The organism is Rhodococcus sp. 27YEA6 (assembly GCF_044908235.1).
Lineage (GTDB): Bacteria > Actinomycetota > Actinomycetes > Mycobacteriales > Mycobacteriaceae > Rhodococcus_F > Rhodococcus_F qingshengii.
The window spans coordinates 133,464-157,625 of the sequence record NZ_JBIYCY010000006.1 but is presented as its reverse complement, the minus strand read 5'-3'; the positions used below and the strand labels follow the sequence as shown (position 1 = coordinate 157,625).

Annotated in this window: 26 protein-coding genes; 22 read left to right on the top strand and 4 right to left on the bottom strand. The window is 62.8% G+C overall.

Annotated elements, in window-relative coordinates:
• Positions 1 to 27: 27 nt before the first annotated feature.
• The gene (locus ABH939_RS18045) at positions 28 to 1,023 is read right to left on the bottom strand and encodes an HAD family phosphatase (protein WP_003941873.1); all 996 of its coding nucleotides are present in this window, start codon (positions 1,021 to 1,023) and stop codon (positions 28 to 30) included.
• A 200-nt stretch (positions 1,024 to 1,223) separates the two neighbouring features.
• Between ABH939_RS18045 and ABH939_RS18040 the strand changes: the two genes are divergently transcribed.
• From ABH939_RS18040 to ABH939_RS17985, 12 genes are all read left to right on the top strand, one after another.
• Positions 1,224 to 1,484: a glutaredoxin family protein gene (locus tag ABH939_RS18040; protein WP_003941953.1), complete on the top strand. Its 261-nt coding sequence runs from the start codon at positions 1,224 to 1,226 to the stop codon at positions 1,482 to 1,484.
• Positions 1,485 to 1,624: 140 nt separating this feature from the next.
• Positions 1,625 to 2,512 carry a redox-sensing transcriptional repressor Rex gene (locus ABH939_RS18035; RefSeq protein ID WP_007735314.1) on the top strand — a complete coding sequence of 296 codons (888 nt, stop codon included), beginning with the start codon at positions 1,625 to 1,627 and terminating at the stop codon, positions 2,510 to 2,512.
• Entirely contained in the window at positions 2,509 to 3,870 is a 1,362-nt protein-coding gene (locus ABH939_RS18030; protein WP_003941867.1) for a glutamyl-tRNA reductase, read from the top strand. The genes ABH939_RS18035 and ABH939_RS18030 overlap by 4 nt, the downstream gene beginning before the upstream one ends.
• Positions 3,867 to 4,841: a hydroxymethylbilane synthase gene (hemC, locus tag ABH939_RS18025; RefSeq protein ID WP_019744374.1), complete on the top strand. Its 975-nt coding sequence runs from the start codon at positions 3,867 to 3,869 to the stop codon at positions 4,839 to 4,841. The genes ABH939_RS18030 and hemC overlap by 4 nt, the downstream gene beginning before the upstream one ends.
• Before the next feature lie 60 nt (positions 4,842 to 4,901).
• Positions 4,902 to 6,464: a bifunctional uroporphyrinogen-III C-methyltransferase/uroporphyrinogen-III synthase gene (locus ABH939_RS18020; RefSeq protein ID WP_003941969.1), complete on the top strand. Its 1,563-nt coding sequence runs from the start codon at positions 4,902 to 4,904 to the stop codon at positions 6,462 to 6,464.
• Positions 6,465 to 6,539: 75 nt separating this feature from the next.
• Complete coding sequence (gene hemB / locus ABH939_RS18015) at positions 6,540 to 7,514, top strand: porphobilinogen synthase (RefSeq protein WP_404649912.1); 975 nt, start codon at positions 6,540 to 6,542, stop codon at positions 7,512 to 7,514.
• Between the two features lie 49 nt (positions 7,515 to 7,563).
• Positions 7,564 to 8,226: a hypothetical protein gene (locus tag ABH939_RS18010; protein ID WP_003942024.1), complete on the top strand. Its 663-nt coding sequence runs from the start codon at positions 7,564 to 7,566 to the stop codon at positions 8,224 to 8,226.
• A gap of 57 nt (positions 8,227 to 8,283) precedes the next feature.
• Positions 8,284 to 8,439, top strand: a complete 156-nt coding sequence (locus tag ABH939_RS18005; RefSeq protein WP_003941930.1) for a hypothetical protein — start codon at positions 8,284 to 8,286, stop codon at positions 8,437 to 8,439.
• Positions 8,440 to 8,454: 15 nt separating this feature from the next.
• Positions 8,455 to 8,892: a hypothetical protein gene (locus ABH939_RS18000; RefSeq protein ID WP_003942066.1), complete on the top strand. Its 438-nt coding sequence runs from the start codon at positions 8,455 to 8,457 to the stop codon at positions 8,890 to 8,892.
• Entirely contained in the window at positions 8,885 to 9,400 is a 516-nt protein-coding gene (locus ABH939_RS17995) for a hypothetical protein (RefSeq protein ID WP_003941872.1), read from the top strand. The genes ABH939_RS18000 and ABH939_RS17995 overlap by 8 nt, the downstream gene beginning before the upstream one ends.
• Positions 9,393 to 9,665 (top strand): hypothetical protein, encoded by a 273-nt coding sequence (locus ABH939_RS17990; protein WP_007735305.1) that lies wholly within the window; start codon positions 9,393 to 9,395, stop codon positions 9,663 to 9,665. The genes ABH939_RS17995 and ABH939_RS17990 overlap by 8 nt, the downstream gene beginning before the upstream one ends.
• Positions 9,666 to 9,696: 31 nt before the next feature.
• Positions 9,697 to 9,978, top strand: a complete 282-nt coding sequence (locus ABH939_RS17985) for a metal-sensitive transcriptional regulator (RefSeq protein WP_003942012.1) — start codon at positions 9,697 to 9,699, stop codon at positions 9,976 to 9,978.
• Positions 9,979 to 9,990: 12 nt separating this feature from the next.
• Here ABH939_RS17985 and ABH939_RS17980 read toward each other — a convergent pair whose 3' ends face one another.
• Positions 9,991 to 10,602, bottom strand: coding sequence for a TetR/AcrR family transcriptional regulator (locus tag ABH939_RS17980; RefSeq protein WP_003942004.1), 612 nt, complete (start codon positions 10,600 to 10,602; stop codon positions 9,991 to 9,993).
• 254 nt (positions 10,603 to 10,856) lie between these two features.
• On the opposite strand from ABH939_RS17980, the gene ABH939_RS17975 reads away from it, so the two are divergent.
• The 9 genes from ABH939_RS17975 (at position 10,857) to ABH939_RS17935 (ending at position 20,448) form a co-directional block, all read left to right on the top strand.
• Complete coding sequence (locus ABH939_RS17975) at positions 10,857 to 11,603, top strand: 3'(2'),5'-bisphosphate nucleotidase CysQ (RefSeq protein WP_064074197.1); 747 nt, start codon at positions 10,857 to 10,859, stop codon at positions 11,601 to 11,603.
• Entirely contained in the window at positions 11,600 to 12,505 is a 906-nt protein-coding gene (gene cysD / locus ABH939_RS17970; protein WP_042453017.1) for a sulfate adenylyltransferase subunit CysD, read from the top strand. The genes ABH939_RS17975 and cysD overlap by 4 nt, the downstream gene beginning before the upstream one ends.
• Positions 12,505 to 14,406, top strand: coding sequence for a sulfate adenylyltransferase subunit CysN (gene cysN, locus ABH939_RS17965; RefSeq protein ID WP_007735300.1), 1,902 nt, complete (start codon positions 12,505 to 12,507; stop codon positions 14,404 to 14,406). The genes cysD and cysN overlap by 1 nt, the downstream gene beginning before the upstream one ends.
• A gap of 24 nt (positions 14,407 to 14,430) precedes the next feature.
• A complete protein-coding gene (locus ABH939_RS17960) occupies positions 14,431 to 14,790 on the top strand; it encodes a nuclear transport factor 2 family protein (RefSeq protein WP_283309987.1) in 360 nt (119 codons plus the stop codon).
• Positions 14,784 to 15,575 carry an SDR family oxidoreductase gene (locus ABH939_RS17955; RefSeq protein ID WP_064074195.1) on the top strand — a complete coding sequence of 264 codons (792 nt, stop codon included), beginning with the start codon at positions 14,784 to 14,786 and terminating at the stop codon, positions 15,573 to 15,575. The genes ABH939_RS17960 and ABH939_RS17955 overlap by 7 nt, the downstream gene beginning before the upstream one ends.
• A gap of 22 nt (positions 15,576 to 15,597) precedes the next feature.
• Positions 15,598 to 16,743 carry a sulfotransferase gene (locus ABH939_RS17950; protein ID WP_311094558.1) on the top strand — a complete coding sequence of 382 codons (1,146 nt, stop codon included), beginning with the start codon at positions 15,598 to 15,600 and terminating at the stop codon, positions 16,741 to 16,743.
• A gap of 88 nt (positions 16,744 to 16,831) precedes the next feature.
• Positions 16,832 to 17,893, top strand: a complete 1,062-nt coding sequence (locus ABH939_RS17945; protein ID WP_404649911.1) for a DUF1214 domain-containing protein — start codon at positions 16,832 to 16,834, stop codon at positions 17,891 to 17,893.
• 24 nt (positions 17,894 to 17,917) lie between these two features.
• Complete coding sequence (locus ABH939_RS17940) at positions 17,918 to 19,576, top strand: ABC transporter substrate-binding protein (protein ID WP_404649910.1); 1,659 nt, start codon at positions 17,918 to 17,920, stop codon at positions 19,574 to 19,576.
• Positions 19,573 to 20,448: a TIGR03619 family F420-dependent LLM class oxidoreductase gene (locus tag ABH939_RS17935; RefSeq protein WP_125050483.1), complete on the top strand. Its 876-nt coding sequence runs from the start codon at positions 19,573 to 19,575 to the stop codon at positions 20,446 to 20,448. The genes ABH939_RS17940 and ABH939_RS17935 overlap by 4 nt, the downstream gene beginning before the upstream one ends.
• Here ABH939_RS17935 and ABH939_RS17930 read toward each other — a convergent pair.
• Positions 20,439 to 20,999 (bottom strand): TetR family transcriptional regulator, encoded by a 561-nt coding sequence (locus tag ABH939_RS17930; protein ID WP_003941925.1) that lies wholly within the window; start codon positions 20,997 to 20,999, stop codon positions 20,439 to 20,441. The genes ABH939_RS17935 and ABH939_RS17930 overlap by 10 nt on opposite strands.
• Positions 21,000 to 21,130: 131 nt before the next feature.
• Here ABH939_RS17930 and ABH939_RS17925 point away from each other — a divergent pair, with 131 nt between their 5' ends.
• Positions 21,131 to 22,147 carry a hypothetical protein gene (locus tag ABH939_RS17925; protein WP_404649908.1) on the top strand — a complete coding sequence of 339 codons (1,017 nt, stop codon included), beginning with the start codon at positions 21,131 to 21,133 and terminating at the stop codon, positions 22,145 to 22,147.
• A 40-nt stretch (positions 22,148 to 22,187) separates the two neighbouring features.
• Here ABH939_RS17925 and ABH939_RS17920 read toward each other — a convergent pair whose 3' ends face one another.
• Entirely contained in the window at positions 22,188 to 24,119 is a 1,932-nt protein-coding gene (locus ABH939_RS17920) for an acyl-CoA dehydrogenase (protein ID WP_404649907.1), read from the bottom strand.
• Positions 24,120 to 24,162 lie beyond the last annotated feature (43 nt).

The window sequence follows — 24,162 nt, the reverse complement described above, 5'->3', positions numbered from 1 at the left end:
TCGCTGCTCGATCCGGACCGAACCCGCTCAGACGTTCTGTTCTTTGCGCCTGGCGAGAATTGCCGCGAGCGCCCCGCCGACCGCTCCGAGCACCAGCGCCGTCGGTACGCCGATCTTGGCGGCCTTTCGTCCGGTGCGGAAATCGCGAACTTCCCACCCGCGGTTCTTCGCGAGTTCACGAAGATCTGCGTCGGGATTGATCGCCACCGGTGTCCCCACCAACGAGAGCATCGGAACGTCGTTGTGGCTGTCGGAGTAGGCGGAACAGCGCTTGAGATTGAGTCCTTCACGCACCGCCAACGTCCGTACGGCGTGCGCCTTGCCCATGCCGTGCAGGATGTCGCCGACGAGTCGGCCGGTGAAGACGCCGTCCTCACTCTCGGCGACAGTGCCCAAGGCGCCGGTCAATCCCAGTTTCTCGGCGATGACCTGAGCCAGTTCGACCGGAGTTGCCGTCACCAACCACACCTGTTGTCCGGCGTCGAGGTGCATCTGGGCCAACGCCCTCGTGCCTGGCCAGATCTTGTCGGCGATGACCTCGTCGTAGATCTCCTCGCCGAGGCGGGCGAGTTCGGCGGTGGATCGACCGGCCACGAAGGACAGTGCTTTCTCGCGGCCTTCGGCGACGTCGTCGCTACTTTCTCGGCCGGTGACTCGGAACTTGATCTGCTTCCACGCGAAATCCACCAGATCCGAGGTCTTGAGATACTTTCGTGCAGCGAGACCACGGGCGAAGTGGATGATCGACGCACCCTGCACCATGGTGTTGTCGACGTCGAAGAATGCGGCGGCCGTGAGGTCGCGCGGAACGGCCGGGGGCTCTTCGCCGGTTTCCGGTTCTGTGGGGTTGGCAGCTTCGTGCAATGCCAGAGCTGCGTCAGCGCTCGCCTCGCCGGCGAGATTGGCTCGAACTTCCGACTCACTCGGGCCCAGCGGATTCTTCACATGGCGACGTCCGGGGAGAATGACCCCGGCAAGCCCTGATCCGAATCCGGAGCCGTTCGGTAGTGATCGCGCAGGCACCCGCACCTCCCGTGTTGCATTCTCGAGCAGAGAACTCTTCGAGTCAGCCTATCCTCCGCGATGAGGCCCGATGGGTTGGATGGTGACCTTCCCTGTGGTGTGTGACGTTCCTCTCCGCCGATTTGGCACCGAGTGGGGCTCCGGAGGCACACTCGACCGATCAAGTAGATGGCGTCCCCGTAGAAGAAAGGTATGCGTCGATGACTGCAGCTACGCATGAAGTGACCCTGTTGACACGCGCAGGATGCGCGTCCTGCGTCGGCGCGGCGGAGGTCCTGCGACGGGTCTGTTCCGAGTTCGAGCTGGAATTGACGTGCATCGACGTGGACGAAGCTGCCGCGACGGATCCAGAGCTGAGAGCGGAGTACGGAGACAGATTGCCCGTCATTCTTCTCGACGGACGCGAGCACGGTTACTGGGAAGTCGACGAGGAGCGCCTTCGTGACGATTTACGCAAGTAAGGCAACCCTCAAAGTTGTCCGCGGAGCCGCTTTGCAGGTGAACGGCACATCGAACCCGTCTCGAGCAACTTTGTGCATGGGTTCACAAGCGGTTACCGTGGTGTGAACATTCCCCCGGAGCATCGTGGAGGTCGACAGTCGTGTCGACCGGACGAGGAGCCAGCGACGTGACCGAACCGCACCAGACGCATGAGCCTGTGGCTCAGCGCGTCACCGGCGCTGCGGGCTCTTCCGTCACCGACGCTTCCAGCGCCTCGGTTACCGACCCGATCGCTCAGGATCGCGTCATCCCCCAGGCTACGGTGACGCGCTTGGCCGCATACCTGCGGGTCCTCGGAGTGATGTCCGACCGGGGTACCTCCATCGTCTCGAGCGAGGAACTCGCGCAGGCGTCAGGTGTCGGATCAGCGAAGTTGCGTAAGGATCTGTCGTTCCTCGGACCCAACGGTGTCCGTGGCGTCGGGTACGACGTCAACAGGCTCCGCATCCGCATCGAGCGTGCACTCGGACTCGATCGTGGGCACAAGGTCGTTCTCGTCGGAGTCGGAAACCTCGGCAAGGCGCTGGTCGGCTACGGCGGATTCAGCCGCCGCGGTTTCGAGATGGTCGGACTCTTCGACAGTGATGCAGATCGAATCGGAAGCAGAGTCGGGGATCTCGTCGTGCGCAGTACCGAGGAACTGACCGTCGCCTGCCGTGAACTGAATGCGACCATCGGCGTCATCTCCACACCGGACGAGGCAGCTCAGGGCGTGTGCGACCAGTTCGTCAGCGCCGGGCTGCGCTGCATCATGAGTTTTTCGCCGATCGCCCTCGACGTTCCCGATCACGTGGAACTGCGACGTGTAGATCTAGCCGTCGAGATGCAGGTTCTCTCCTTCAACAGTGCGCGCAATGCCGATCAGGCATCCAGCGCGCCGCGAGTACGAGTGGCTCACGCCGCATCCGCTTCGTCAGTCCCATCCACCAGTTCACCCGCTCCGGTCGGAGCAGGTTCGACAAGAAACGGATCAGTGATCGCGCCGTGAGTGTTCTGCTTGTCGGGGTCTCGCATCGAACCGCGCCCGTCCCGGTGCTCGAGCGAGTAGCTGTCACCGACACCGATCGTCCGAAGCTGATCGACAAGCTTCTGGCGTCTTCGCACATCTCCGAAGCGATGATCGTCTCCACCTGTAACCGGGTGGAGGTCTACGCGGTGGTGGACGCGTTCCACGGTGCACTCACCGAGGTCGGTGAAATCCTGGCCGACCATTCGGGTCTCGACCTGACAGCGCTGCACGCTCACGCGTACGTCCGCTACAGCGAAGCAGCCGTCGAGCACCTCTTCGCGGTGGCCAGCGGCCTCGATTCCATGGTGATCGGCGAACAGCAGATCCTCGGCCAGATCCGTTCGGCCTACGCATCTTCGGATGCGCAGCAGGCCGCCGGACGCGTCGTCCACGAACTGGCTCAGCAGGCACTGCGCGTCGGCAAGCGAGTGCATTCCGAAACCGGAATCGACTCCGCCGGAGCATCAGTCGTGTCGGTGGCTCTCGATCGTGCAGCGGGCATCATCGGTGAGGGCGGCCTGGTCGGCCGCACTGCCGTGGTTGTCGGTGCAGGCTCGATGGGCGGTCTGTCGGTTGCGCATCTCACCCGCGCCGGAATCGCACGCATCGTCGTCGTCAACCGGACACAGGAACGCGCCGAGCACCTGGCAGAGACGGCACGCTCCAACGGCGTCGACGCCGACGGTGTTGCCTTCGATCAGCTTTCGGCCGCGATGGCGCAGGCAGATGTCATGGTCACCTGTACCGGCGCGGTCGGGGCAGTGGTCACCCTGGCGGATGTGCACCGCGCACTCGCCGAGCCCGATCGCGACAACACCAAGCACCTCGTCATCTGCGACCTCGGGCTGCCGCGCGACATCGATCCCGCCGTCGCCGGCCTGCCGGGTGTGACCGTTCTCGACATGGAGACGCTGCAGCGTGATCCAGCGGCAGGCGCCGCCGCCTCTGACGCAGATGCCGCACGCACCATCGTCGCCGGCGAGCTTGCGACCTACCTTGCCGGACAGCGCCTCGCGGAGGTCACTCCGACCGTGACGGCTTTGCGTCAGCGCGCCGCCGACGTCGTCGAAGCCGAACTGATGCGACTCGATTCGCGTCTGCCCGGCCTGGACGATCCGCAGCGCGACGAGGTTGCACGCACCGTGCGACGCGTCGTGGACAAGCTGCTCCACGCCCCGACCGTGCGCGTCAAGCAACTCGCGTCGGCCCCCGGCGGCGACTCCTACGCAGCAGCGCTGCGCGAACTCTTCGAACTCAGCCCCGGATCTCCCGCGGCCGTGGCCACACCCACCGATCTGGTGGACGGCGACCGCACTGGAAGGGACCTGCAGGCATGAGCGTCACCACCCCTCGATCGGGGAGCCCGCTGCGGATCGGCACTCGCGGAAGTCTTCTCGCGACCACGCAGGCCGGTACCGTGCGCGATGCCCTCATTGCGGCCGGACATCCCGCCGAGTTGGTCATCATCAAGACCAAGGGCGACCAGTCCACCGATCCCGTCCAGAAGATCGGCGTCGGAGTGTTCACGGCAGAGCTTCGAGAAGCCTTGCTGGACAACCGCGTCGACGTTGCGGTGCATTCCTACAAGGACTTACCGACCGCGCAGGACCCGCGTTTCGTCATCGCGGCGATTCCGCCACGCGAAGATCCGCGTGACGCGCTCGTCGCCCGTGACGGTCTGGTCCTCGGGGAGCTTCCGGCCGGTTCCAAGGTGGGAACCTCGGCGCCGCGCCGTGTTTCGCAGCTGAAGGCACTCGGTCTCGGCCTCGACATCGTGCCGTTGCGGGGCAACCTGCAGCGCCGTCTCGGCAAAGTCGAATCCGGTGAACTCGACGCCGTGATCCTCGCTCGCGCCGGCCTGTCCCGTATCGGCCTGCTCGATCTCATCACCGAGAATATCGAGCCCGTGCAGATGCTCCCCGCTCCGGCGCAGGGTGCTCTGGCCGTCGAATGCCTCTCTGCCAATGCGGAATTGGCGGCGATCCTCGCCGAGCACGACGACGCGGGTACCCGGGCGGCAGTTACGGCCGAGCGCGCCCTGCTCGCCGAGTTGGAAGCCGGCTGCACCGCTCCGGTGGGAGCGATCGCGGAGATCGTCGAATCCCTCGACGACGACGGCAGAATCTTCGACGAACTGTCGGTACGCGGCTGCGCAGCCGCCATCGACGGTTCGGACGTCATCCGTACCGGCGCCGTGGGTGCGCCGGACAAGGCCGAGGAACTCGGCCGAGCGGTAGCGCGCGAGTTACTCGAACTCGGCGCCCGCGAGTTGATGAACGTGACTACAGGCGAGGCAGCCGATGTTTGACGCCCCACTTTGCACTTGCACCAAGTTCCCATTTCGATACAGCGCACTGGAGAATCACCGATGACCCGAGTCCGAAAGAACACTCCCGGACGGATCCTGTTCGTGGGATCGGGACCGGGCGACCCCGCCCTGCTCACCGTTCGCGCACGTGACGTCCTCACCGGCGCCGCAATGGCATTCACCGATCCGGATGTAGACAAGGGCGTCGTCGCACTCGTCGGCATCGACATGGGCCGCGACGAGGAGACCGGCGAGCTGATCGCGGACGTGCGTCCGGCACTCGGCGAGCCTGCCGAGGTTGCAAAGACATTGGTGCACGAGGCCAAGAACGGCCACGACGTCGTGCGTCTGGTCTCCGGCGACCCGCTGACCACGGATTCCGTGATCGCAGAGGTCACCGCAGTCGCCCGCACGCAGGTTCAGTTCGAGGTTCTCCCGGGTCTGCCTTCCGGTTCGGCTGTGCCGAGCTACGCCGGCATGGCGCTCGGCTCGGGTCACACCGAGGCCGACGTTCGCGGTGAAGTCGACTGGGCTGCTCTGGCCGCTGCACCGGGACCGCTTGTCCTGCACGCGACGTCCGGACATCTCGCCGAGACCGCCAGCGCGCTGGTCGAGAACGGCTTGGCCCCGCAGACGCCTGCTGCGATCACCGTCCGCGGTACCACTCGTCAGCAGCGAACCGTCGAGGCAACTCTCGCGACGCTCAACGAAGCCGGATCCGAACTGGTGGGCTCGCTCATCGTCACCGTCGGCAAGGTTGTCGCGCAGCGCAACAAGATGTCGTGGTGGGAATCGCGCGCTCTGTACGGCTGGACCGTCCTCGTGCCGCGCACCAAGGATCAGGCCGGCGAGATGAGCGACCGTCTGGTCACTCACGGAGCGATCCCGATCGAGGTTCCGACCATCGCCGTCGAGCCGCCTCGCAGCCCGGCTCAGATGGAGCGTTCGGTCAAGGGACTCGTCGACGGTCGCTACCAGTGGGTCGTCTTCACTTCCACCAATGCTGTTCGCGCAGTGTGGGAGAAGTTCGAAGAGTTCGGCCTCGACGCTCGCGCCTTCTCCGGTGTGAAGATCGCCTGCATCGGTGAAGCAACCGCAGCCAAGGTGCGCTCGTTCGGCATCAACCCCGAGCTGATCCCGACCGGTGAGCAGTCCAGCGAAGGCCTGTTGGCCGAATTCGCCCCGTACGACGACGTTTTCGATCCGGTCAACCGGGTTCTGTTGCCGCGGGCGGACATTGCGACCGAAACCCTCGCAGAGGGCCTGCGCGAACGCGGTTGGGAGATCGACGACGTCACCGCCTACCGCACCGTCCGGGCAGCGCCGCCGCCGGCCGAGACCCGCGAGATGATCAAGACCGGTGGATTCGACGCCGTCTGCTTCACCTCGTCCTCGACCGTGCGCAACCTCGTCGGCATCGCCGGCAAGCCGCACGCCCGCACGTTGGTCGCGTGCATCGGCCCGAAGACGGCCGAAACCGCTATCGAGTTCGGTCTGCGCGTCGACGTGCAGCCCGAGACCTCGCAGGTGGGACCGCTGGTGGAGGCTCTCGCCGAGCATGCTGCTCGTCTGCGCGCCGAAGGTGCTTTGCCGCCCCCGCGCAAGAAGTCTCGAAGGCGCTAGCGCATCCGTGAGGGGTTGAGGAGTCTGTGGACTCCTCAACCGCTCACAGGTTCCGACGAAGGAGGGCTACTTCTCGTGTTTCCCACTCATCGCCCTCGCCGGCTCCGGCGCACTCCTGCGCTCCGGCGACTCGTGGCAGAGACCTCGCTCGAACCCCGGCACCTCGTTTTGCCGATGTTCGTCGCCGACGGCATCGACGCACCGCGTGAGATCAGTTCCATGCCAGGCGTTTTCCAGCACACCCTCGATTCGCTGCGGTCCGCAGCAGTGGAAGCGGTGGAAGCCGGCGTCGGTGGCCTGATGCTCTTCGGTGTTCCGAAGGCGGAGGACAAGGATCCCCAGGGGTCCGGTGCCTCCGATCCCGACGGAATCCTCAATGTCGGATTGCGCGCTCTGGCAGACGAACTCGGCGATTCGACGGTCATCATGGCAGATACCTGCCTCGACGAGTTCACCGATCACGGCCACTGCGGCGTGTTGACTGCCGGCGGCGCTGTCGACAACGACGCGACCTTGATCCGATACGTCGAAATGGCTCTCGCGCAAGCTGAATCGGGTGCGCACCTGCTCGGACCCAGCGGCATGATGGACGGTCAGGTGGCTGCGATCCGTGGTGCACTCGATGCTTCGGGGTATGTCGATGTCGGCCAGCTCGCCTATGCCGCGAAATATGCGTCAGCGTTCTACGGGCCGTTCCGTGAAGCCGTCGGATCCTCACTGCAAGGCGACCGTCGTACGTATCAGCAGGACGGCGCCAATCGCCGCGAGTCGATGCGCGAGGTAGACCTCGACGTCGCCGAGGGCGCCGACATGGTGATGGTCAAGCCTGCAATGTCCTACCTGGACATTCTGCGTGAGACCGCCGACCGGTCCCCGGTTCCGGTCGCTGCGTACCAGATCTCGGGGGAGTACTCGATGATCACTGCGGCCGCGCAGAACGGGTGGATCGATCGGGACGCGGCGATTCTCGAATCGCTCATCAGCATTCGCCGCGCCGGTGCCGACGTGCTCCTCACCTACTGGGCGTCGGAAGTTGCCGGATGGCTGTGACGGAGTCACGCATGGTGGCTGCGCCGGTATCGACCGATACGCTGGTGTCATGACCGAGCAGTGGCCGCCGTCGCGCCAGGAACCGCCCCGCCGGGAACCTCCCTACGAGAACCAGCCGTTCGAGAATCAGCCGTACCGCGAACTCGGACCGATGCCGACGGGTCAGATCCCGGGATACGGCCCCGGTTACAACGGATACCCGGGACCTGCGCCGAAACCCGAGCCGCCGACGGACGTCGTGACTGCGATTCAGTTGTGGTGGGCTGTGACGGCGCTCGGGTTGGTCCAGGGCGGCGCGATGATCTGGATGCTGCTCGGGCAGAAGTCGATGTTCGTCGACGAGATGCTCAGAAATCAGGCAGCTGTCGACGCCGGTCTGACGCGTTCCGACGTGGAGGGCATGTTCCCACTGGTCATCGTATTCTCTGCGGTTTTGGTCGTGATCGTCACCGCCGTGTTCCTTCTGTTCGTGCGCGCGATGAGTCGCGGCAAGAACTGGGCTCGAATGTTGCTGACGTTCTGTGGCGTCTTCATGCTGGTCTCCGCGATCCCGGTGATCTTCGGGCTCGGCGGAGACGGCGGCGCGGCCACTCTGCTGTTCGGCGGAGCGGAAATCCTGCAGGCAGTTGCTGCTGTCGGGGCGATCGTGATGATGCACCGAAAAGAGTCCAATCCGTACTTTCTTCGTTTCCCCCCGGCGGGGAACCGGTAGGTAGCTCGGGGTACTGTGAAACGGGTCACTGAAGTAGTAGGGGAGAGGTCGGACGCGATGAGTTCTCAGGAAGCCCTGCGTACGGAAAGCACCCACGACGCGCCACTGCGCCAACGTGGTTCACGCACCGAAGTGATCTTGTTCGCGATCCTCGGAGCCTCTGTTCTGGTGACACTCCTGATGCTCATGATTCCGGGCATCGTCAGCGGATAGCGCACACTTGAACCCGTGAGTATCTCTACGAAGGTCAGGCGCCCGACGGCTGTCGAGGCAGCATTCTGGCTGTGGATCGCCAGCGCGTTCCTGCTCATACTCTTCGGCCTGATCAATGTCACCAGCGCTTCGTATTCGTTGCGTGAGCAGTTCACCGATCAAGGCGTTTCGGCCGGAAACATCGACATCTACGTCACCTTCGTGCGGGTGTCAGGGCTGGTTCTGCTGTTGACCGGCCTCGCGATCGGCGGCCTCGCCGGTCCCACTCGCGCCGGAAGGGCGTTGTGCCGACGGATCCTGGTGATCGTGTCCGGAGTGTTCGCGGTGCTGCAGATCGCGCTGGTCGTCGCCGGGATCAGTACCGTGCTCGCGCTGGTTGTTCCCGTCATGCTGATCTGTGCCTGCGTCGCGATCTACCGCGACACCACCCGAAGTTGGTTTGCCCGTGGCTGATCGCGCGCCGGAAATCGGCCCGGACGTTCTGTACTACGAACCGGGTTCTCGGTGGTGGGCCATCGCGTTCGGTCCGATCTTCTGCCTGATCGCCTTGGTCATCGAACTGTTCACCGGCCCGGTGGTGCATTGGTTCGGTCTGGCGATGTTCGCCGTGATCCTCACCGGATTGGTCTACGTGCAGGTGATCGCAGCACGGCGGCACGCGAGCGTACTTCTGACCGCGACCACGTTGCGTCAGGGAACCGAAGAGGTGCCGATCACCGAGATCGCCGAGGTGTTCCCGGAGTCCGACGACGCTGCCTACGAGGACGAAATGGAACCGTGGGAAACGGCACGCGCGCTCGGTGAGCTGTCCGGAGTGCCCAGGCGTCGGCACGGTATCGGCTTACGTTTGACCACCGGGGGATTGGTGCGGGCGTGGGCAAAGGACGATCAGGCACTTCGCGAGGCGTTGAGTCAGGTCGTTGTGGTTGGTGTCGAACCGGACGGGTCTGCCGATGACTGAGCCACAGCCATCCCCGCGTGTCGACGTGAAGACGTGGATCGGTGTACTCGGTATCGTCGCCGCAACGATTCTGGCGGTCGTGTGCTGGCGAGCGGGTACGACGACGTCCGACTTCGGACCGATACTGGAGGGCGCTCCACCGTTCGAGAGCACGCACTACGACGGTCTCTGGATCTCGGGCGCCGGGTTGTCGATTCTGGTTGCGGGGCTGATGGCCATCGATGTCGTGCGCCGCGTCCGGGTGGGCTTCGTCGCATCGCAGTAGCCCTCATACGGGTAGGGGGTATAGTTGCGGTATGAGTAGTTACAGCCCCGAGCAGGACGATCTGCTCAAGCGCCTTCGTCGTATCGAAGGTCAGGTAGCCGGAATTTCACGCATGGTCGCAGACGACCGGTACTGCATCGACGTGCTCACCCAGGTATCCGCCGCGACGAGCGCGTTGCAGTCCGTGTCCCTGAAGCTTCTCGACGCCCACCTTGCGGGTTGCGTCGTCGAAGCTGCCAAGCAGGGTGGTCCGGAAGCGGACGTCAAGATCAAGGAAGCTCAGGCGGCCATCGCTCGCCTCGTTCGTTCGTAAGGTGTCGGTCCGTCACTCCGTGATGGACCGCGCGAGCGCCCGGGCGGAGAAGCTCACGAAGTACTCGGGTGTGACTTCTTTGGCGATGTTGATGACGATGGTGTCCGACAGGCCTTTGAGTCCGGAGAGCACGAGATGGATCAACGCGGGGTCGTCGATCAACCGGCTCCCTTCGGCTGCAGCAGATTCGGTGAGCGCTCGAATCAATGCCGAGTTGTAGACCGCTACGGATGCGTGAAGTTCCCGCATGCTTTCTCGGTCGGACCCGGCCATGCCTTCGATGTCGCGCCAAGTGGTGGTGAGTCGACCCACCCGTGCCCAGTGCCGAGCAAACTCGGAAATCATGGACTCGAGTAAGGCGCTCAGTCCCTGCTCGCGAGGGAGCGAGTTCACGAAGTCCGCCATTTCCAGCTGACTTTCGCTGAGGAGGGCGGCGAAGATGTCCTGCTTGTCGACGAAGTACTGGTAGATCAGGCCAGTGCTGGTGCCGGCTCGTTTGGCGACAGCGCGGATCGTGAGCGCGGAGTAGCCTCCTTCGTCCAGAAGCGAGATCGCCGCGTCGAGAGTTCGGCGTCGACGCACTTCGGCGTCGCCGTAGATCGACTTGCTGCTGGTACTGCTCATTTGATCACCGTAGTCGCGGTGGTCGGCATCCTCAATTCACATCGAACACTGTTCGTTGTCGAGCGCCGTCCAGAATTTGATGTGACTCAGATCATAGAATGAACATTGTTCGAAATAGAATGAACATCGTTCATTCTGGTGTTACGGTATGGCGCAGACCACATCGAGGCCAGTGCAAAGTGCTGGACACTCTGCGGTCGGCCTGACCTTTCTTCCCGTATCGATCGGGAGGTCTACACAGTTGTGGAGTACCTATGACACGCACTAACGATGAACGCGCGGCGATCGACATCGCCGCTGCGGCTGGAGAACTTCTGCTCGACCATCGGAAATCCCTCGGCGAAAACGACGGTGACGTCGCGACTTTCAAGAACGCGGCCGATCGGCTCAGTCACGAATTCATCGTCGCCGAACTTGCCCGACGCTTTCCTGCGGATGCAGTGCTGTCGGAGGAAGGGGCTGACGACCTCGCGAGGCTGGCTGCGGATCGGGTGTGGATCGTCGACCCTCTCGACGGCACCCGTGAGTACGGCGAGGCCGGACGACCGGACTGGGCCGTTCATGTTGCACTGACCGAAAACGGTGTCCTCACAACGGGTGCGGTCGCAATGCCTGCCCTTGGCGTCACCTATTCGAGCAGCGATGATCGAACCGAACGGGATGCCGCGACGCCGGTTCGAGTCGTCGTATCGCGGACGCGTCGTCCGGAACCGGTCATGCGCATGGCCGACTCGATGGGCGCGGAGTTGATCGAAATGGGATCCGCCGGAGCCAAAGCAATGGCGGTCGTCTCGGGTGAGGCAGACATCTATGCACATGCGGGCGGACAGTACGAGTGGGATTCGGCGGCGCCCGTTGCTGTCGCACGTGCTGCGGGACTGCATGTTTCGCGTATCGATGGCAGCGAACTGCGCTACAACCAGGAAAACCCGTGGTTGCCGGATCTGCTGATCTGCCGACCCGAACTCGCCCCGAAAGCACTGGAGGAACTGGGCCGATGACCGCGACACTGACGCACCTCGAACGACTCGAAGCCGAGAGCATTCACATCATGCGTGAAGCTGTTGCCCAGAGCGAGAACCCGGTGATGTTGTACTCGGTGGGCAAGGACTCCGCCGTGATGCTGCATCTGGCGCGCAAGGCCTTCTATCCGTCGAAGCTGCCGTTTCCGCTTCTGCACGTCGATACCACGTGGAAGTTCCGTGAAATGTACAAACTTCGTGACAGTACCGCTGCTGCAGGCGATCTCGATCTGATCGTCCACACCAACCCGGACTGCGTGAAGCAGGGGATCAACCCGTTCACTCACGGCAGCGCTGTCCATACCGATATGTGGAAGACCGAAGGCCTCAAACAAGCCCTCGATCACTACAAGTTCGACGCTGCATTCGGCGGCGCCCGACGTGACGAAGAAAAATCCCGCGCCAAGGAACGCATCTTCTCGATCCGATCAGCTGCGCACCGTTGGGATCCCAAGCGGCAGCGACCGGAACTGTGGCGGATGTACAACGTCCGCAAAGCGCCGGGCGAGAGCCTGCGCGTCTTCCCCCTCTCGAACTGGACCGAGCTGGATGTGTGGGAATACATACGCCAGGAAGAGATTCCGATCGTTCCGCTGTATTTCGCCGACAAGCGGCCCGTCGTCGAGCGGGACGGTGCGCTGATCATGGTCGACGACGACCGGATGCCGTTACTGCCGGGAGAGACCCCGGAACTCAAGAGCGTTCGTTTCCGCACCCTCGGCTGCTACCCGCTGACCGGAGCCGTCGAATCGACCGCAACGAGCCTGACCGAGATCATCTCGGAAATGTTGCTCACCACCACTTCCGAACGCCAGGGACGGGTCATCGACCACGACTCCAGCGCGTCGATGGAAAAGAAGAAGCAAGAGGGGTACTTCTGATGACTGTTTCCTCGGATCTGATCGCTGACGACATCGAGGCGTACCTCGAACGTCATGCAAACAAGAGCATGCTGCGATTCATCACGTGCGGCAGCGTCGACGACGGCAAGAGCACCTTGATCGGCCGTCTGCTCTACGAATCGAAACTCGTCTTCGACGACCAGTTGACGGCGCTCGAAGCCGATTCGCGCAAGAGCGGAACCCAGGGGGAGGGGCTCGATTTCGCGCTCCTGGTCGACGGCCTCGCCGCCGAACGTGAGCAGGGCATCACGATCGACGTCGCCTACCGATACTTCACGACCGAGCGACGCAAGTTCGTCGTCGCCGATACTCCGGGGCACGAGCAGTACACCCGAAACATGGTGACGGGCGCGTCGACCGCCGATCTTGCTGTGATCCTTGTCGATTCCCGCAAGGGGATACTGACCCAGACCCGCCGGCACTCGTATCTGGTGTCGTTGCTGGGGATCAAGCACGTGGTGCTTGCCGTGAACAAACTCGACCTCGTCGACTACTCGCAAGAGGTCTTCGATGCCATTACCGCGGATTATGCAGAGTTCGCTCACGAGATCGGTCTGGACGGGTTCGTCGCCATCCCGATGTCGGCATACATGGGTGACAATCTCACCGAGCGCAGTGCGAATACCCCGTGGTACTCCGGACCAAGCCTGATCGAGCATCTCGAAAGCGTGGACATCGACGATGCTGCCGCCGCGGCTCCGTTCCGGATGCCGGTGCAGTGGGTCAACCGGCCGGACCTCGACTTCCGCGGATTCTCCGGCCAGATCGTTTCCGGCACCGTATCTCCCGGAGATCCCATCCGCGTGCTCCCCAGTGGAAAGACGTCCACAGTCGAGCGCATCGTGACCATGGGTGGCGACCTCGACGTTGCCGGTGCGGGCCGCTCGGTCACCATCACGCTCGCCGACGAGATCGACATCAGTCGCGGTGATGTGCTGTCCATCGGCGACAATCCGCCGGCCGTAGCCGATCAGTTCGAGGCCTGCATCGTCTGGATGGGTGAGGCTCCCATGCTGCCCGAACGGCCGTTCCTGTGCCAGATCGGTACCGTCACAGTCACTGCGCGCATCACCAAACCGAAACACAAGATCAACGTCAACACTCTCGAGAAGACCGCAACGACTACTCTCGCGCTCAACGAAATCGGTGTCTGCAACCTCAGTTTCGATCGACCGGTCCCGTTCGACCCGTACGTCGGCAACCGTGACACCGGTAGCTTCATCCTCATCGACCGCCTTACCAACGGCACTGTCGGTGCGGGCATGATCACGCACTCGCTGCGTCGATCGGACAACATTCACTGGCAATCCGTCGACGTCGACGAGGCCGCGCACACCAGGCTCAAGGGACACCAACCCGCAGTTCTGTGGTTCACCGGTCTCTCCGGTTCGGGAAAGTCGACCATCGCGAACGATGTCGAGCGTCAACTGCACGCACTCGGCGCGCACACCTACCTCCTCGACGGAGACAACGTCCGTCACGGGCTGAATCGAGACCTCGGATTCACCGAAGCCGACCGCGTCGAGAACATCCGTCGCGTCACCGAGGTCACCCGACTGATGGCGGACGCCGGTCTGATCGTGCTCGCGTCCTTCATTTCACCGTTCGAGGCCGAGCGTCATGCCGCCCGCGAATTGATCGGCGACGAACAGTTCGTCGAAATCTTCGTCGACACCGCTCTTGCCGTCGCAGAGGAGCGAGATCCCAAGGGTCTGTACAAGAAGGCTCGACGGGGCGAGTTGGTGAACTTCACCGGAATCGATTCGCCGTACGAACCGCCGCAGAACCCTGACATTCACATCGACACCAGTGTCACGACGACCGAGGACGCTGCGATCGCGATCGTCGACCATCTCCGCGCCCGCGGAACCATTTCTTGATCCGCCTGAACACGAGGAGCATCCATGCCTGACAGGGCTGAAATAGTTTCTGCCGTAGAAGATTACGTCAAGTGTCTCGGAAGTCACGACGTCGACGGACTGGTTGCGCTGTTTGCGCCCGACGCAGTTCAACACGAACCGCTGGGGGTCAAGACCTACCGCGGCATCGACGAGATTCGCGAATTCGATACCGCGAACGCGCAGGTCGATTTCACAGTCAGCCTGCTCGGTCCGATTTCGGTGACGGGAAAGTACGCAGCGATGCAGCTTCGGGTGCAGCGCGCCGGTATCCCTGACTTCGCTGCCACCGACGTGTTCGAGTTCGACGAGAACGGCAAGATCATCTCCCTGAGTGTTGTTCTCGATCCGCAGGCGCTGTGCTGACCCATCAGGGCCTGCTGGCAGGCAAGGTTGTCGTCGTCTCGGGAGTGGGCCCGGCGCTGGGTCGTTCGATTGCGCTGCAGAGTGCGGCGGCCGGAGCGAAGGTTGTTCTGGCTGCCCGCACACCCGAGCGCTTGGAATCGGTGGCAAGGGAGATTCGAGACCGCGGCGGAATCGCGTTGGCCGTACCGACGAACCTCACCGACGTCGATTCGATCGCTTCGTTGGCGGAGACAACTGTCGCTGAGTTCGGTGCGGTGCATTGCTTGGTGAACAACGCATTTGTTCAACCCGCGCAGGTCCCGCTCCTGGACGCCGACGTGGTGTCCATCCAGTCGGGCATCGACATCAACTTGCTCGCGGCGTTGAACGTCACCAGAGAATTTGCTCCGGCATTGATCGAGTCGCACGGGTCCGTCGTGATGGTCACGTCCATGGTGTTGCGCAACCAGCTTCCCGGGTTCGGGGCCTACCGCATCATGAAATCCGGGCTCCTGGCAATGGCACGCAGTTTGTCGATCGATCTCGGTCCCAAGGGCGTTCGAGTCAATTCGGTTGCTCCCGGCTATATCTGGGCGGACTCGGTCAAGAACATGTTCGAGAAGAAGGCGGCGGCGGCAGGAGTCGACCCCAAGGTGATCTACGACGAGATCGCAGCGGGCGCCGATCTGCGCCGATTGCCGGAGCCAGATGACATCGCAAACGCTGTCGTCTTCCTCCTGTCCGATTCAGCCAGGGCCATCACAGGGCAATGTCTCGACGTCAACTGCGGTCACACGCACCACTGATCAACTCATACAAGGACTAGCCATGACACAGGATTACGACGGCATCGGTTCCATCGATGACCTGCACCAGGCTGCGCGCGAGGCGGCCGGGTACGAAAACTTCGGCAGCGAAAGCTATCTCGAAGGACTTCGAGTTCTCCTCGAGTCGTTCCAGAACGAGGCCGACCTCACTCCTCACGGCAAGGTGATCGCTCGCAAGATGATCGTCGGAGCGCTCGCGGGTCGCCTGACCAGTGAGGCCGGATTCGCGAAATATCCAGAGCACGTAGATGTTCCGATCGAACGCCCGATCTTCGTGGTCGGGTTGACCCGCACCGGCAGCACCGCGCTGCACCGCTTGCTCGGTGCCGACCCAGCGCATCAGGGCGCCGAGATGTGGCTCGCCGAGACGCCGCAGCCGCGCCCCGAGCGCGACAAGTGGTCGGAGAACGAAGATTACGTTCGCTCCGACGCCTTCTACCGTGCTCGCCAGCGTAACGAGGCAGACCTGATGAAGGTTCATTTCATGGGGGCGGAGGAGGTCGAGGAATGCTGGCGGCTGCTGCAGCAGACGATGCTCTCGACCGCGTTCGAGACGGTGGCGTACGTGCCGAGTTACACCCGGTGGCTGGCGGAGCAGGACTGGACCGAAACATATGCGCGGCACAAGAAGAACCTGCAGTTGATCGGGCTGCACGACCAGGACAGACGGTGGGTGCTCAAAAGCCCGAGCCATGTCTTCGCGATCGACGAGATCATGTCGGTCTATCCGGATGCACTGTTCGTTCGGACCTTCCGGGACCCGTTGACATCGATGGCGTCCACCTTCAGCCTCGTAGAGCAGGGCGGACACGACATGTCGAGGGCCTTCGATCGTCCGGCCATCGGGCGCACGCAACTGGAGTTGTGGGCGCGAGGGAATGCGAACTTCAACAATGCCCGTAGCCGTTACAACCCCGATCAGTTCATCGACGTCGACTACAAGGACTTCATCGCCGATGCGGTCGGCACCGTCGAGAAGATCTATGCACAGTTCGCCCTGCCCTTCACAGACGACGCCCGCGCCGCGGTGGAGGCGTCGCATCAGGCCAGCCTTGCCGAGCACCGTCGTCCGTCGCATCGCTATTCGCTCGAGGATTTCGGCGTGAGCGCTGCCGACGTCGAAGCGAAGTTCGCCACCACATCCTGAAGGCCTCCGGCCCTGTGCGCCTTTTTGGTAGTGCCGACTACCAAAAAGGCGCACAGGGCGAAGCCCCAACCGAAACAAGGAGATTCACATGAATGCTGTTTGGGAAAAGTTCTGCGCAGATCTGCTCGAGGTCGGAAAGGTCCTGGAAGACGAGATCGTCCCTCAGGATCCGCTGACTCAAGCCGAGGGCGTCCGCTACCTGAGTCGGTTGCTTCGGTACGGCACGATCAACTGTGTCGAGTACACCGATCCACGGTGGCCGCAGTTCTCGTCGGCTCCGAACCCGAACATGATGACGAAGATCGGTGCCGACAACCCGGACAACGTCTACATGCGCGCCAACATTTCCGGTAAGTACAACTACCGGATCATCGGCACCCGAGGCACCGTCCCGCTGATCACCTTCGGCTCGCGCGTAAATCGGTACCACATCGACGGCACCATGCTGCAGACCGGCGATCTGCATATCCACGACCTCGAGGTCGACGAGAACGGCCGTTTCGAGTTCATCGCGAGCGTCGACAAGCCCGATGAGGGCGCTTGGCTGCCTTTGGCGCCCGACAGCAACCTCATCTCCGTTCGGCAAACTCACCAGGATCGGCGCAACGAGGTCATCGGTGATCTGACCATCGAATGCCTGAACCCGGACGGGGAGTTCGTCCCGTTGACTCCGGAAGAGATCGGCGAGCGCCTCACCAAGTCCGTCGGGATCGTGAAGGGGATGGCGGAGACCTTCCTGGAATGGTCGCGCAAATTCCAGCCGCACACCAACGAGATCTTCGACTGGGGACAGGACTACTTCCAGGATGCCGGCGGCGATCCGACGATCTTCTACTTCCACGGTTACTGGAAGCTCGCCGAGGACGAGGCGTGGGTCATCGAGACCGAGGTTCCGAACTGCGAGTACTTCAACTTCGTGCTGCAGAACTTCTGGGTCGAGTCCCTCGACTACATCCGCACGAACATCTACATCAACAATCACACCGCGAAGCTCAACGACGACGGCACCATGACAATCGTCGTGGCGGCGAAGGATCCGGGTTATGGCAACTGGATCGACACCGATTCGCATGCCGAGGGGACATGGGCGCTGCGCTGGATCAAGGCGGACTCGCACCCGATCCCGACGTCGAAGGTAGTCAAGATCTGACACGCTGACGGAGATTGGGAACGTATGTACACCAGGAAGATTAGGTTCGGCCCTCGCTTTGTCGCGCTCGGGCTTGCCGGTGCATTGATGTTGGCCGGCTGCGCGTCGAGCAGTGGGGACAACTCGGGATCGGCTTCACCGAGCAGTAGTGGCGCAGCTGGTTTTGTGGGCGCCCCAGATGTGGGGGAGCGGATCGACGGCGGTGTTCTCACCTTCGGGTCCTATTCGTTCCCTTCCTCGTTGGACCCCACGAGAACGCAAGCCGCCGGTTCGACCGGCGGAACCGAAATGGCCGCGATTTACGACACGCTGGTACGCAGCGACTCCACAAACGGGAGCTTCGTGCCACAACTCGCGAAGACACTGTCGAACAACAGCGACTTCACCTCGTACACCGTCACTTTGGCTGATGGCCTCACCTTCAGCGACGGAAGTCCGCTCGACGCGGAAGCGGTGAAGTGGAGTATCGATCGATTCGTGGCAGGCAAGGGTGATGTATCGCAGACCTGGCTCAACATCGTGGATCGGATCGAGACGCCCGACGCCACCACAGTCGAATTCGTGCTCGAGCGGCCCTGGCGTCAATTCCCGGCGCTGTTGTCGCTCGGGCCCGGAATGATCGTTGCGCGAAGTTCAGGGGGAGAGGCAGGGTCGGTTTCAGGAACCGGGGAGGGAGCGTTCACACCGATCGGGGCGGGTCCGTTCACCTTGGCCAAGTTCGCCCCGCACGAAGAACTGGTACTCGTCGCACGCACGGATTATCAGGGCGGTAAACCTCCACTGGACACAGTGCGGTTTGTTCCCACGTCGGGTGCGCAGTCTCAGTACGAATCGTTGAAGAGCGGCCAGATCGACATGACGTACATCCTCCGCGACGAGGCCGTGATCGAACAAGCTCTCGACGACGGATACTCGGGTTACCTCAGTCCGACCGGACAGAACGGGATCGGCACGATCAACAACCGTGAGGGCAAGCCCGGGGCCGATGTTCGCGTCCGTCAGGCGATCGCCTACGGGGTGGATCCGGCGGCGGTCAATACCCGGGCGAACAACGGATTGGGCACCGCCAGTTCCGAACTGGTCCCGCAGACGTCACGTTGGTACAACAACACAGCAGGCATTCCGTTCGATCAGGTGAAGGCAAAGGCGCTGCTCGATCAAGCGAAGTCCGACGGGTACGACGGGAAACTCCGCTACCTCACCACCTCGGAGCCGAGCCAACAGGCGACGGCACTGACGGTTCAGGCGTCGCTGAACGCGATCGGTTTCGACGTCACCATCGACTACGCGACCGATGTGACCGATCTGGTTCGACGGGTATACAAGGACCACGATTTCGACATGACCAGAGGTGGCGCTCCGGTCGGAGAAGAAGCGCCGTACCTCAATTTGTACAACAGTATGGCCAGTGATTCGAAGAACAACCCGTCCGGCTTCGCGGACCCGGAGATGGACGCGATGATCACAGCTGTGCAGACGGCATCGACGGACGATGCTGTCCGCGAGGCGATCAGCAAGGTGCAGGAGTACGCCAACGCGACTGTGCCTTACGTGATCTGGGGGCCGGCGTCGGTGTTGACCGCATGGGACGGCAACGTTCACGGCGTCGTACGCAACATCACCGACATCATGTTCTTGGGCGGCGCTTGGATCTCGCCCAACGGCGAAACGGTGGAACGATGAAGTGGTCCTTGGCCGGTGCGATGATCGACGCCCTGGAACTGTGCGAGTTGGCGCAGGTCGCCGAAGAGGTGGGGTTCGACGGAATCGCGATGCCGGATTCCGTGTTCTATCCGGAGCAGGTGTCGGCGCCGTACCCGTACACTGCTGACGGGAAGCGGATGTGGGCGCCCGAGACGCCGATGCCTGATCCGTTCATTGCCATGGCGGCGATGGCGGCCGTCACATCGCGAATTCAGTTCTACACCAACGTGTTCAAACTTCCACTGCGCGATCCGCTGTTGACTGCCAAGCAGGTCGCGACCATGGCCGTGATGTCGAGGAACCGCGTCGCTCTCGGCGTCGGTTTGTCCTGGATTCCCGAGGAATTCACCTTCACCGGTACCGAGATGCGCACCCGCGGCGCGCGTACCGACGAAGCCATCGAGATCATCAAGGCGGTGTGTGCGGGACGTGGGCCGGAATGGGTCGAATACCACGGCAAGCACTACGATTTCGACGCTCTGATGATCAGTCCTGCTCCGGAAATTCCGGTTCCGATCTACATCGGTGGGCACAGCGAACCGGGGTTGCGCCGTGCAGCCAGGCTGGCTGACGGTTGGATGTCGGTGAACACGACCAAAGCCGAATTAGCCTGCGCCATCGATCGTCTCACGGAATTGCGGGTCGAGTACGGTCGTGCCGATGTTCCTTTCGGCGTCAACGTCTCGCCGACGGATGTTCGTGATCTGGACGGATATCGCGAACTCGAGACTCTCGGAGTCACGGAAATCAGAGTTTTGCCCTGGTATCGCTACGGAGTTGACGCCGGTGATCGTCAGGGACGACTCGACTCCGTTCGGCGGTTTGCCGAGGAGGTCATCGCTCAGTACTGATCGATCAGCGTCTGCATCGCCCGGCCGTAGAGTTTTGCCAACTCGTCGCGATCTGCGGACTGGGGGATACTTTCGTCGCTGAGGACGCTCAACAGCCCGGACACCTGGGCGGAGACCAGGAGTGCGCGGGTGTACGCGTCTTCGCCGTCTAGACGAGCGGCGAGATTGGTGGCGAATACTCCGGTCATGTCTCTGAGTCGCTCCCGGATGCGTGGACTGTCCGACGCTCGCATGAGCGCTGTGTACACCGACAGCATCCGGGCGTCGGCCTTGCCCAGGACGAAGGCGGCGATTCGCTCACCGAGGGTGTCGAGTGGGCCGTCGAACTGGCCTTCGAAGTAGTCCGCAACCGGCGTGGTTTCCAGGAACAGTGCTTCTTTGGACCCGAAATGCCGGATGACCAGGGCTGGATCGATTCCGGCAACTTTGGCGATGGCGCGAACTGACGTGCCGCCGAACCCGTGCTCGCCGAACAGTTGGAACGCCGCCGCGCGAATCGCCTCGGATGTCGAGGGTTGCTCCTGCTCTGGCGTGTGCCTCGTGGGTGTCACGACATCGACCTCTGTGCTCGCTCGCCGACCGCGTTGTCAACGGCGTTGACTATAACGTGTCAACGGTGTTGACTGTTGAGTCTGTCAACGGTGTTGACAGCTAGATGCGGTTAGTGAAGAGAGCGTGGAATATGACAGATACCGACGTCCGAGTACCCAGCGAAGAAGTTGTCGATCCGCCGACCAATTGGAAGATGGTGGGCAGTGGACTCGCATTTCCGTTGTTCTTCGTCATCATGTTCTGCCTGTGCTACGTCAGCGCCTTCCATGCGCCGACGCCGAATCAGGCACCGATCGTGGTGGTCGGGTCGCCGTCCGTCACGGCCCCGCTGATCGACGGAATCCAGGCTTCGTCGGGTGACAAGTTCGACATCGTTGCCACAGCCAACGCCGCCGACGCACTCTCTCGGATCGACAACCGCGATGCGATCGGCGCCATCGAGATCGGTGACACCGTGACCGCACATATCGCCACCGGCGCGGGCGCCTCGACGGTTTCCGTGGTGAGCAGCTTGGCGCATTCGGTTGCGGAGCAGACGGGGCAGCAGGTCACGGTGATCGACTCGGCGCCTGTCACGGCGCGAGACTCCTCGACCGTCGGACTCTTCTACTTCCTGATCGTCTGCACCCTCGGTGGCTACCTGACCATCACGGTGCTCAGTCAGGTTGCGCCGAGAATGCGGTTGCGCGAGCAGTATTCGATCCTGGCCGGTGCGGCGATACTCACCCCGCTCATAGCCTTCGGCATCACCAGCACCTTCATGCACGCCTTCGGGGCGTCGTTCGGCCAGATCCTGCAACTGCTGGGAATCTCGATGGTTTACACGTTCACCGTCGGTGCGGTGAGCATCCTGCTCAATCGACTGCTCGGCCAAGCCGCGATCTTCGCGGTGCTGACGGTGCTCGTTTTCATCAACTTCCCGAGTTCGGGTGGTGCCATTCCGGTGTCGTTCCTGCCCGGATTCTGGCAGCACATCCATTCGTTCTGGCTCGGATCGGCAGCCATGGAGCCCATCCGCTCCGTCATCTACTTCAGTGGCAACGGCGCCGGACCGCACCTGCTCGTTCTGGGGATCTGGCTGGTCGCGGCACTCGGCCTGACCGGACTGCTCGCCTCTCGCCAGTCGAAAAAGGCAGCAGCGCACTGAGTGTGGTGGGGCCGGCGATTGCCGACCCCACCCGAACCCTTTACTTCAGCCGTACCGCGTCGGTGCCCGGTCCGTCGAGCATCGCGGACCCCAGCAGGATGTCCGGAATGCCGAACCCGTCGATCAGTGTCTCGACGTGGGGGCGCAGGGTGCGGCAACGCTCGTTGATTCCGCGCGTCACGGCCTTCGAACGCTCCACCGACAGATGCCGGTGCTCCATGAACCAGGCCTTGTCCTCTTCGATCACGGACAGTGCGTAGAGATCGCACACCTCGCCGAAGAGTTCCTTTGCGGTCTCGTCCTCACACGAGTCGATGCCGGCGACGAATGCTTCCAGGATGACGCGCTCGATGTGCGCCTGAGCGGCTTTGAGCACGTGGTCCTGCACGAAGTTGAACGCGTCGAACGGGTTCTCCTCGCGCTTCTGCGCTGCCTGCAATCGCCTTGCCGCAGTGGCGAGTAGGTACTCTTCGCGGTCTTCGAACATCTTCATCTGGGTGCCGCGATTGAAGAGGCTGCCGTCCTCTTCGTTGTCCTGGCGAGTGTCGACGATCGTCTGCAGGATCTGCTGCGCTGCCGTGCGTTTCTTGACCACGTCGGAGACCGTTGTAGCGGCGAAGCGCATCCAGTCGACCGGGCTCATGCCGCGGACTTCGTCGGCGTAGGAGGTGAGGAGTTCTTTTGCGACCAACTGCGTCAGAACGTGGTTGTCACCCTCGAACGTGGTGAAGACGTCGGTGTCCGCCTTGAGTGCGGTGAGGCGGTTCTCGGCGAGATAGCCTGCGCCGCCGCAGGCTTCGCGTGCCTCCTGGATGGCCCGAGTGGCATGCCAGGTGTTGGCGGCCTTGAGTCCGGCGGCGCGACCTTCGAGTTCGCGCTGCTCCTGCGGATCCGGGTCGTCGCTGCTCTGGATCTCGTGCATCGCGGCTACGAGTTCGTTCTGTGCGAACTGCAGAGCGTACGAGCGGGCGATCAACGGCAGCAGACGCTTCTGGTGGACGAGGTAGTCCATGATCAGGACTTCGTCGTCACTCTTCGGAGCACTGAACTGCCTGCGCTGCAGGGCGTATCGACCGGCGATGGCCAATCCGACGCGGGCGGCCGCTGCCGCGGAACCACCGACGGTGACACGTCCACGAACCAGTGTGCCGACCATCGTGAAGAAACGACGGTTCGGGTTCTCGATCGCCGAGCTGTACGTGCCGTCCTCGGCGACGTCGGCGTAACGGTTGAGTAGATTCTCACGCGGGATGCGGACCTGGTCGAAGACGATGCGGCCGTTGTCGACTCCGGGCAGTCCACCCTTGAGCCCGCAGTCGGACGTCGTGACGCCGGGGAGGTCGTTGCCGGCGTCGTCACGAATCGGCACGACAAAGCAGTGGACGCCCTGACTTTCGCCTCCGGTGATCAGCTGTGCGAACACCGCTGCGACGGTGGCGTGCTGGGCAGCGCCGCCGATGTAGTCCTTGCGAGAGGACGGAGTGGGGGAGTTGACGACGAACTCGCCCGTCTCGACGTCGTAGGTCGCCGTGGTTTCGAGTTCCTGGACGTCGCTGCCGTGACCGGTCTCGGTCATCGCAAAGCAACCGAGCAGGTCCAGATCGATCAGCGGCTTGACGTACGCCTGGTGGTGACGCTCGGTGCCGAGGTTTTCGATGGCGCCGCCGAACAGACCCCACTGGACGCCGGCCTTGACCATCAGTGAGAGGTCGGACATCGCGAGCATCTCGATGCTGGTGACGGCGCCACCCGCGTCGCCCGTTCCGCCGTGAGAGACGGCGAAACCGTTTGCGGCGTACCCGAGATCGGCGAGGACCCGCATCTGTTCGAGAGCCTTGGAGCGCGCAATGGCGGTGTTGGGTGTGTAGTGCGGAGCAAAACGTTCGTCGTTCAATTCGCCGCGAACGCGCTCACGCACCTCCCGCCAGCGTCCGTCGAGTGTTGTCCTGAGGTGGTCCGCTGTGGTGGCCATGGAACCGACGATAGCGCGTAGCGCACCGCGGGCAACCCGGTTC

What these genes read in the sequence shown, in the direction of transcription:
- ABH939_RS18040 (WP_003941953.1), top strand. Translation starts at nt 1,224, where the DNA reads ATGACTGCAGCTACGCATGAAGTGACCCTGTTGACACGCGCAGGATGC.
- hemC (WP_019744374.1), top strand. Translation starts at nt 3,867, where the DNA reads ATGAGCGTCACCACCCCTCGATCGGGGAGCCCGCTGCGGATCGGCACT.
- ABH939_RS18020 (WP_003941969.1), top strand. Translation starts at nt 4,902, where the DNA reads ATGACCCGAGTCCGAAAGAACACTCCCGGACGGATCCTGTTCGTGGGA.
- ABH939_RS18010 (WP_003942024.1), top strand. Translation starts at nt 7,564, where the DNA reads ATGACCGAGCAGTGGCCGCCGTCGCGCCAGGAACCGCCCCGCCGGGAA.
- ABH939_RS18005 (WP_003941930.1), top strand. Translation starts at nt 8,284, where the DNA reads ATGAGTTCTCAGGAAGCCCTGCGTACGGAAAGCACCCACGACGCGCCA.
- ABH939_RS17990 (WP_007735305.1), top strand. Translation starts at nt 9,393, where the DNA reads ATGACTGAGCCACAGCCATCCCCGCGTGTCGACGTGAAGACGTGGATC.
- ABH939_RS17985 (WP_003942012.1), top strand. Translation starts at nt 9,697, where the DNA reads ATGAGTAGTTACAGCCCCGAGCAGGACGATCTGCTCAAGCGCCTTCGT.
- ABH939_RS17980 (WP_003942004.1), bottom strand. Translation starts at nt 10,602, where the DNA reads ATGAGCAGTACCAGCAGCAAGTCGATCTACGGCGACGCCGAAGTGCGT.
- ABH939_RS17975 (WP_064074197.1), top strand. Translation starts at nt 10,857, where the DNA reads ATGACACGCACTAACGATGAACGCGCGGCGATCGACATCGCCGCTGCG.
- cysD (WP_042453017.1), top strand. Translation starts at nt 11,600, where the DNA reads ATGACCGCGACACTGACGCACCTCGAACGACTCGAAGCCGAGAGCATT.
- cysN (WP_007735300.1), top strand. Translation starts at nt 12,505, where the DNA reads ATGACTGTTTCCTCGGATCTGATCGCTGACGACATCGAGGCGTACCTC.
- ABH939_RS17960 (WP_283309987.1), top strand. Translation starts at nt 14,431, where the DNA reads ATGCCTGACAGGGCTGAAATAGTTTCTGCCGTAGAAGATTACGTCAAG.
- ABH939_RS17950 (WP_311094558.1), top strand. Translation starts at nt 15,598, where the DNA reads ATGACACAGGATTACGACGGCATCGGTTCCATCGATGACCTGCACCAG.
- ABH939_RS17945 (WP_404649911.1), top strand. Translation starts at nt 16,832, where the DNA reads ATGAATGCTGTTTGGGAAAAGTTCTGCGCAGATCTGCTCGAGGTCGGA.
- ABH939_RS17940 (WP_404649910.1), top strand. Translation starts at nt 17,918, where the DNA reads ATGTACACCAGGAAGATTAGGTTCGGCCCTCGCTTTGTCGCGCTCGGG.
- ABH939_RS17935 (WP_125050483.1), top strand. Translation starts at nt 19,573, where the DNA reads ATGAAGTGGTCCTTGGCCGGTGCGATGATCGACGCCCTGGAACTGTGC.
- ABH939_RS17925 (WP_404649908.1), top strand. Translation starts at nt 21,131, where the DNA reads ATGACAGATACCGACGTCCGAGTACCCAGCGAAGAAGTTGTCGATCCG.
- ABH939_RS17920 (WP_404649907.1), bottom strand. Translation starts at nt 24,119, where the DNA reads ATGGCCACCACAGCGGACCACCTCAGGACAACACTCGACGGACGCTGG.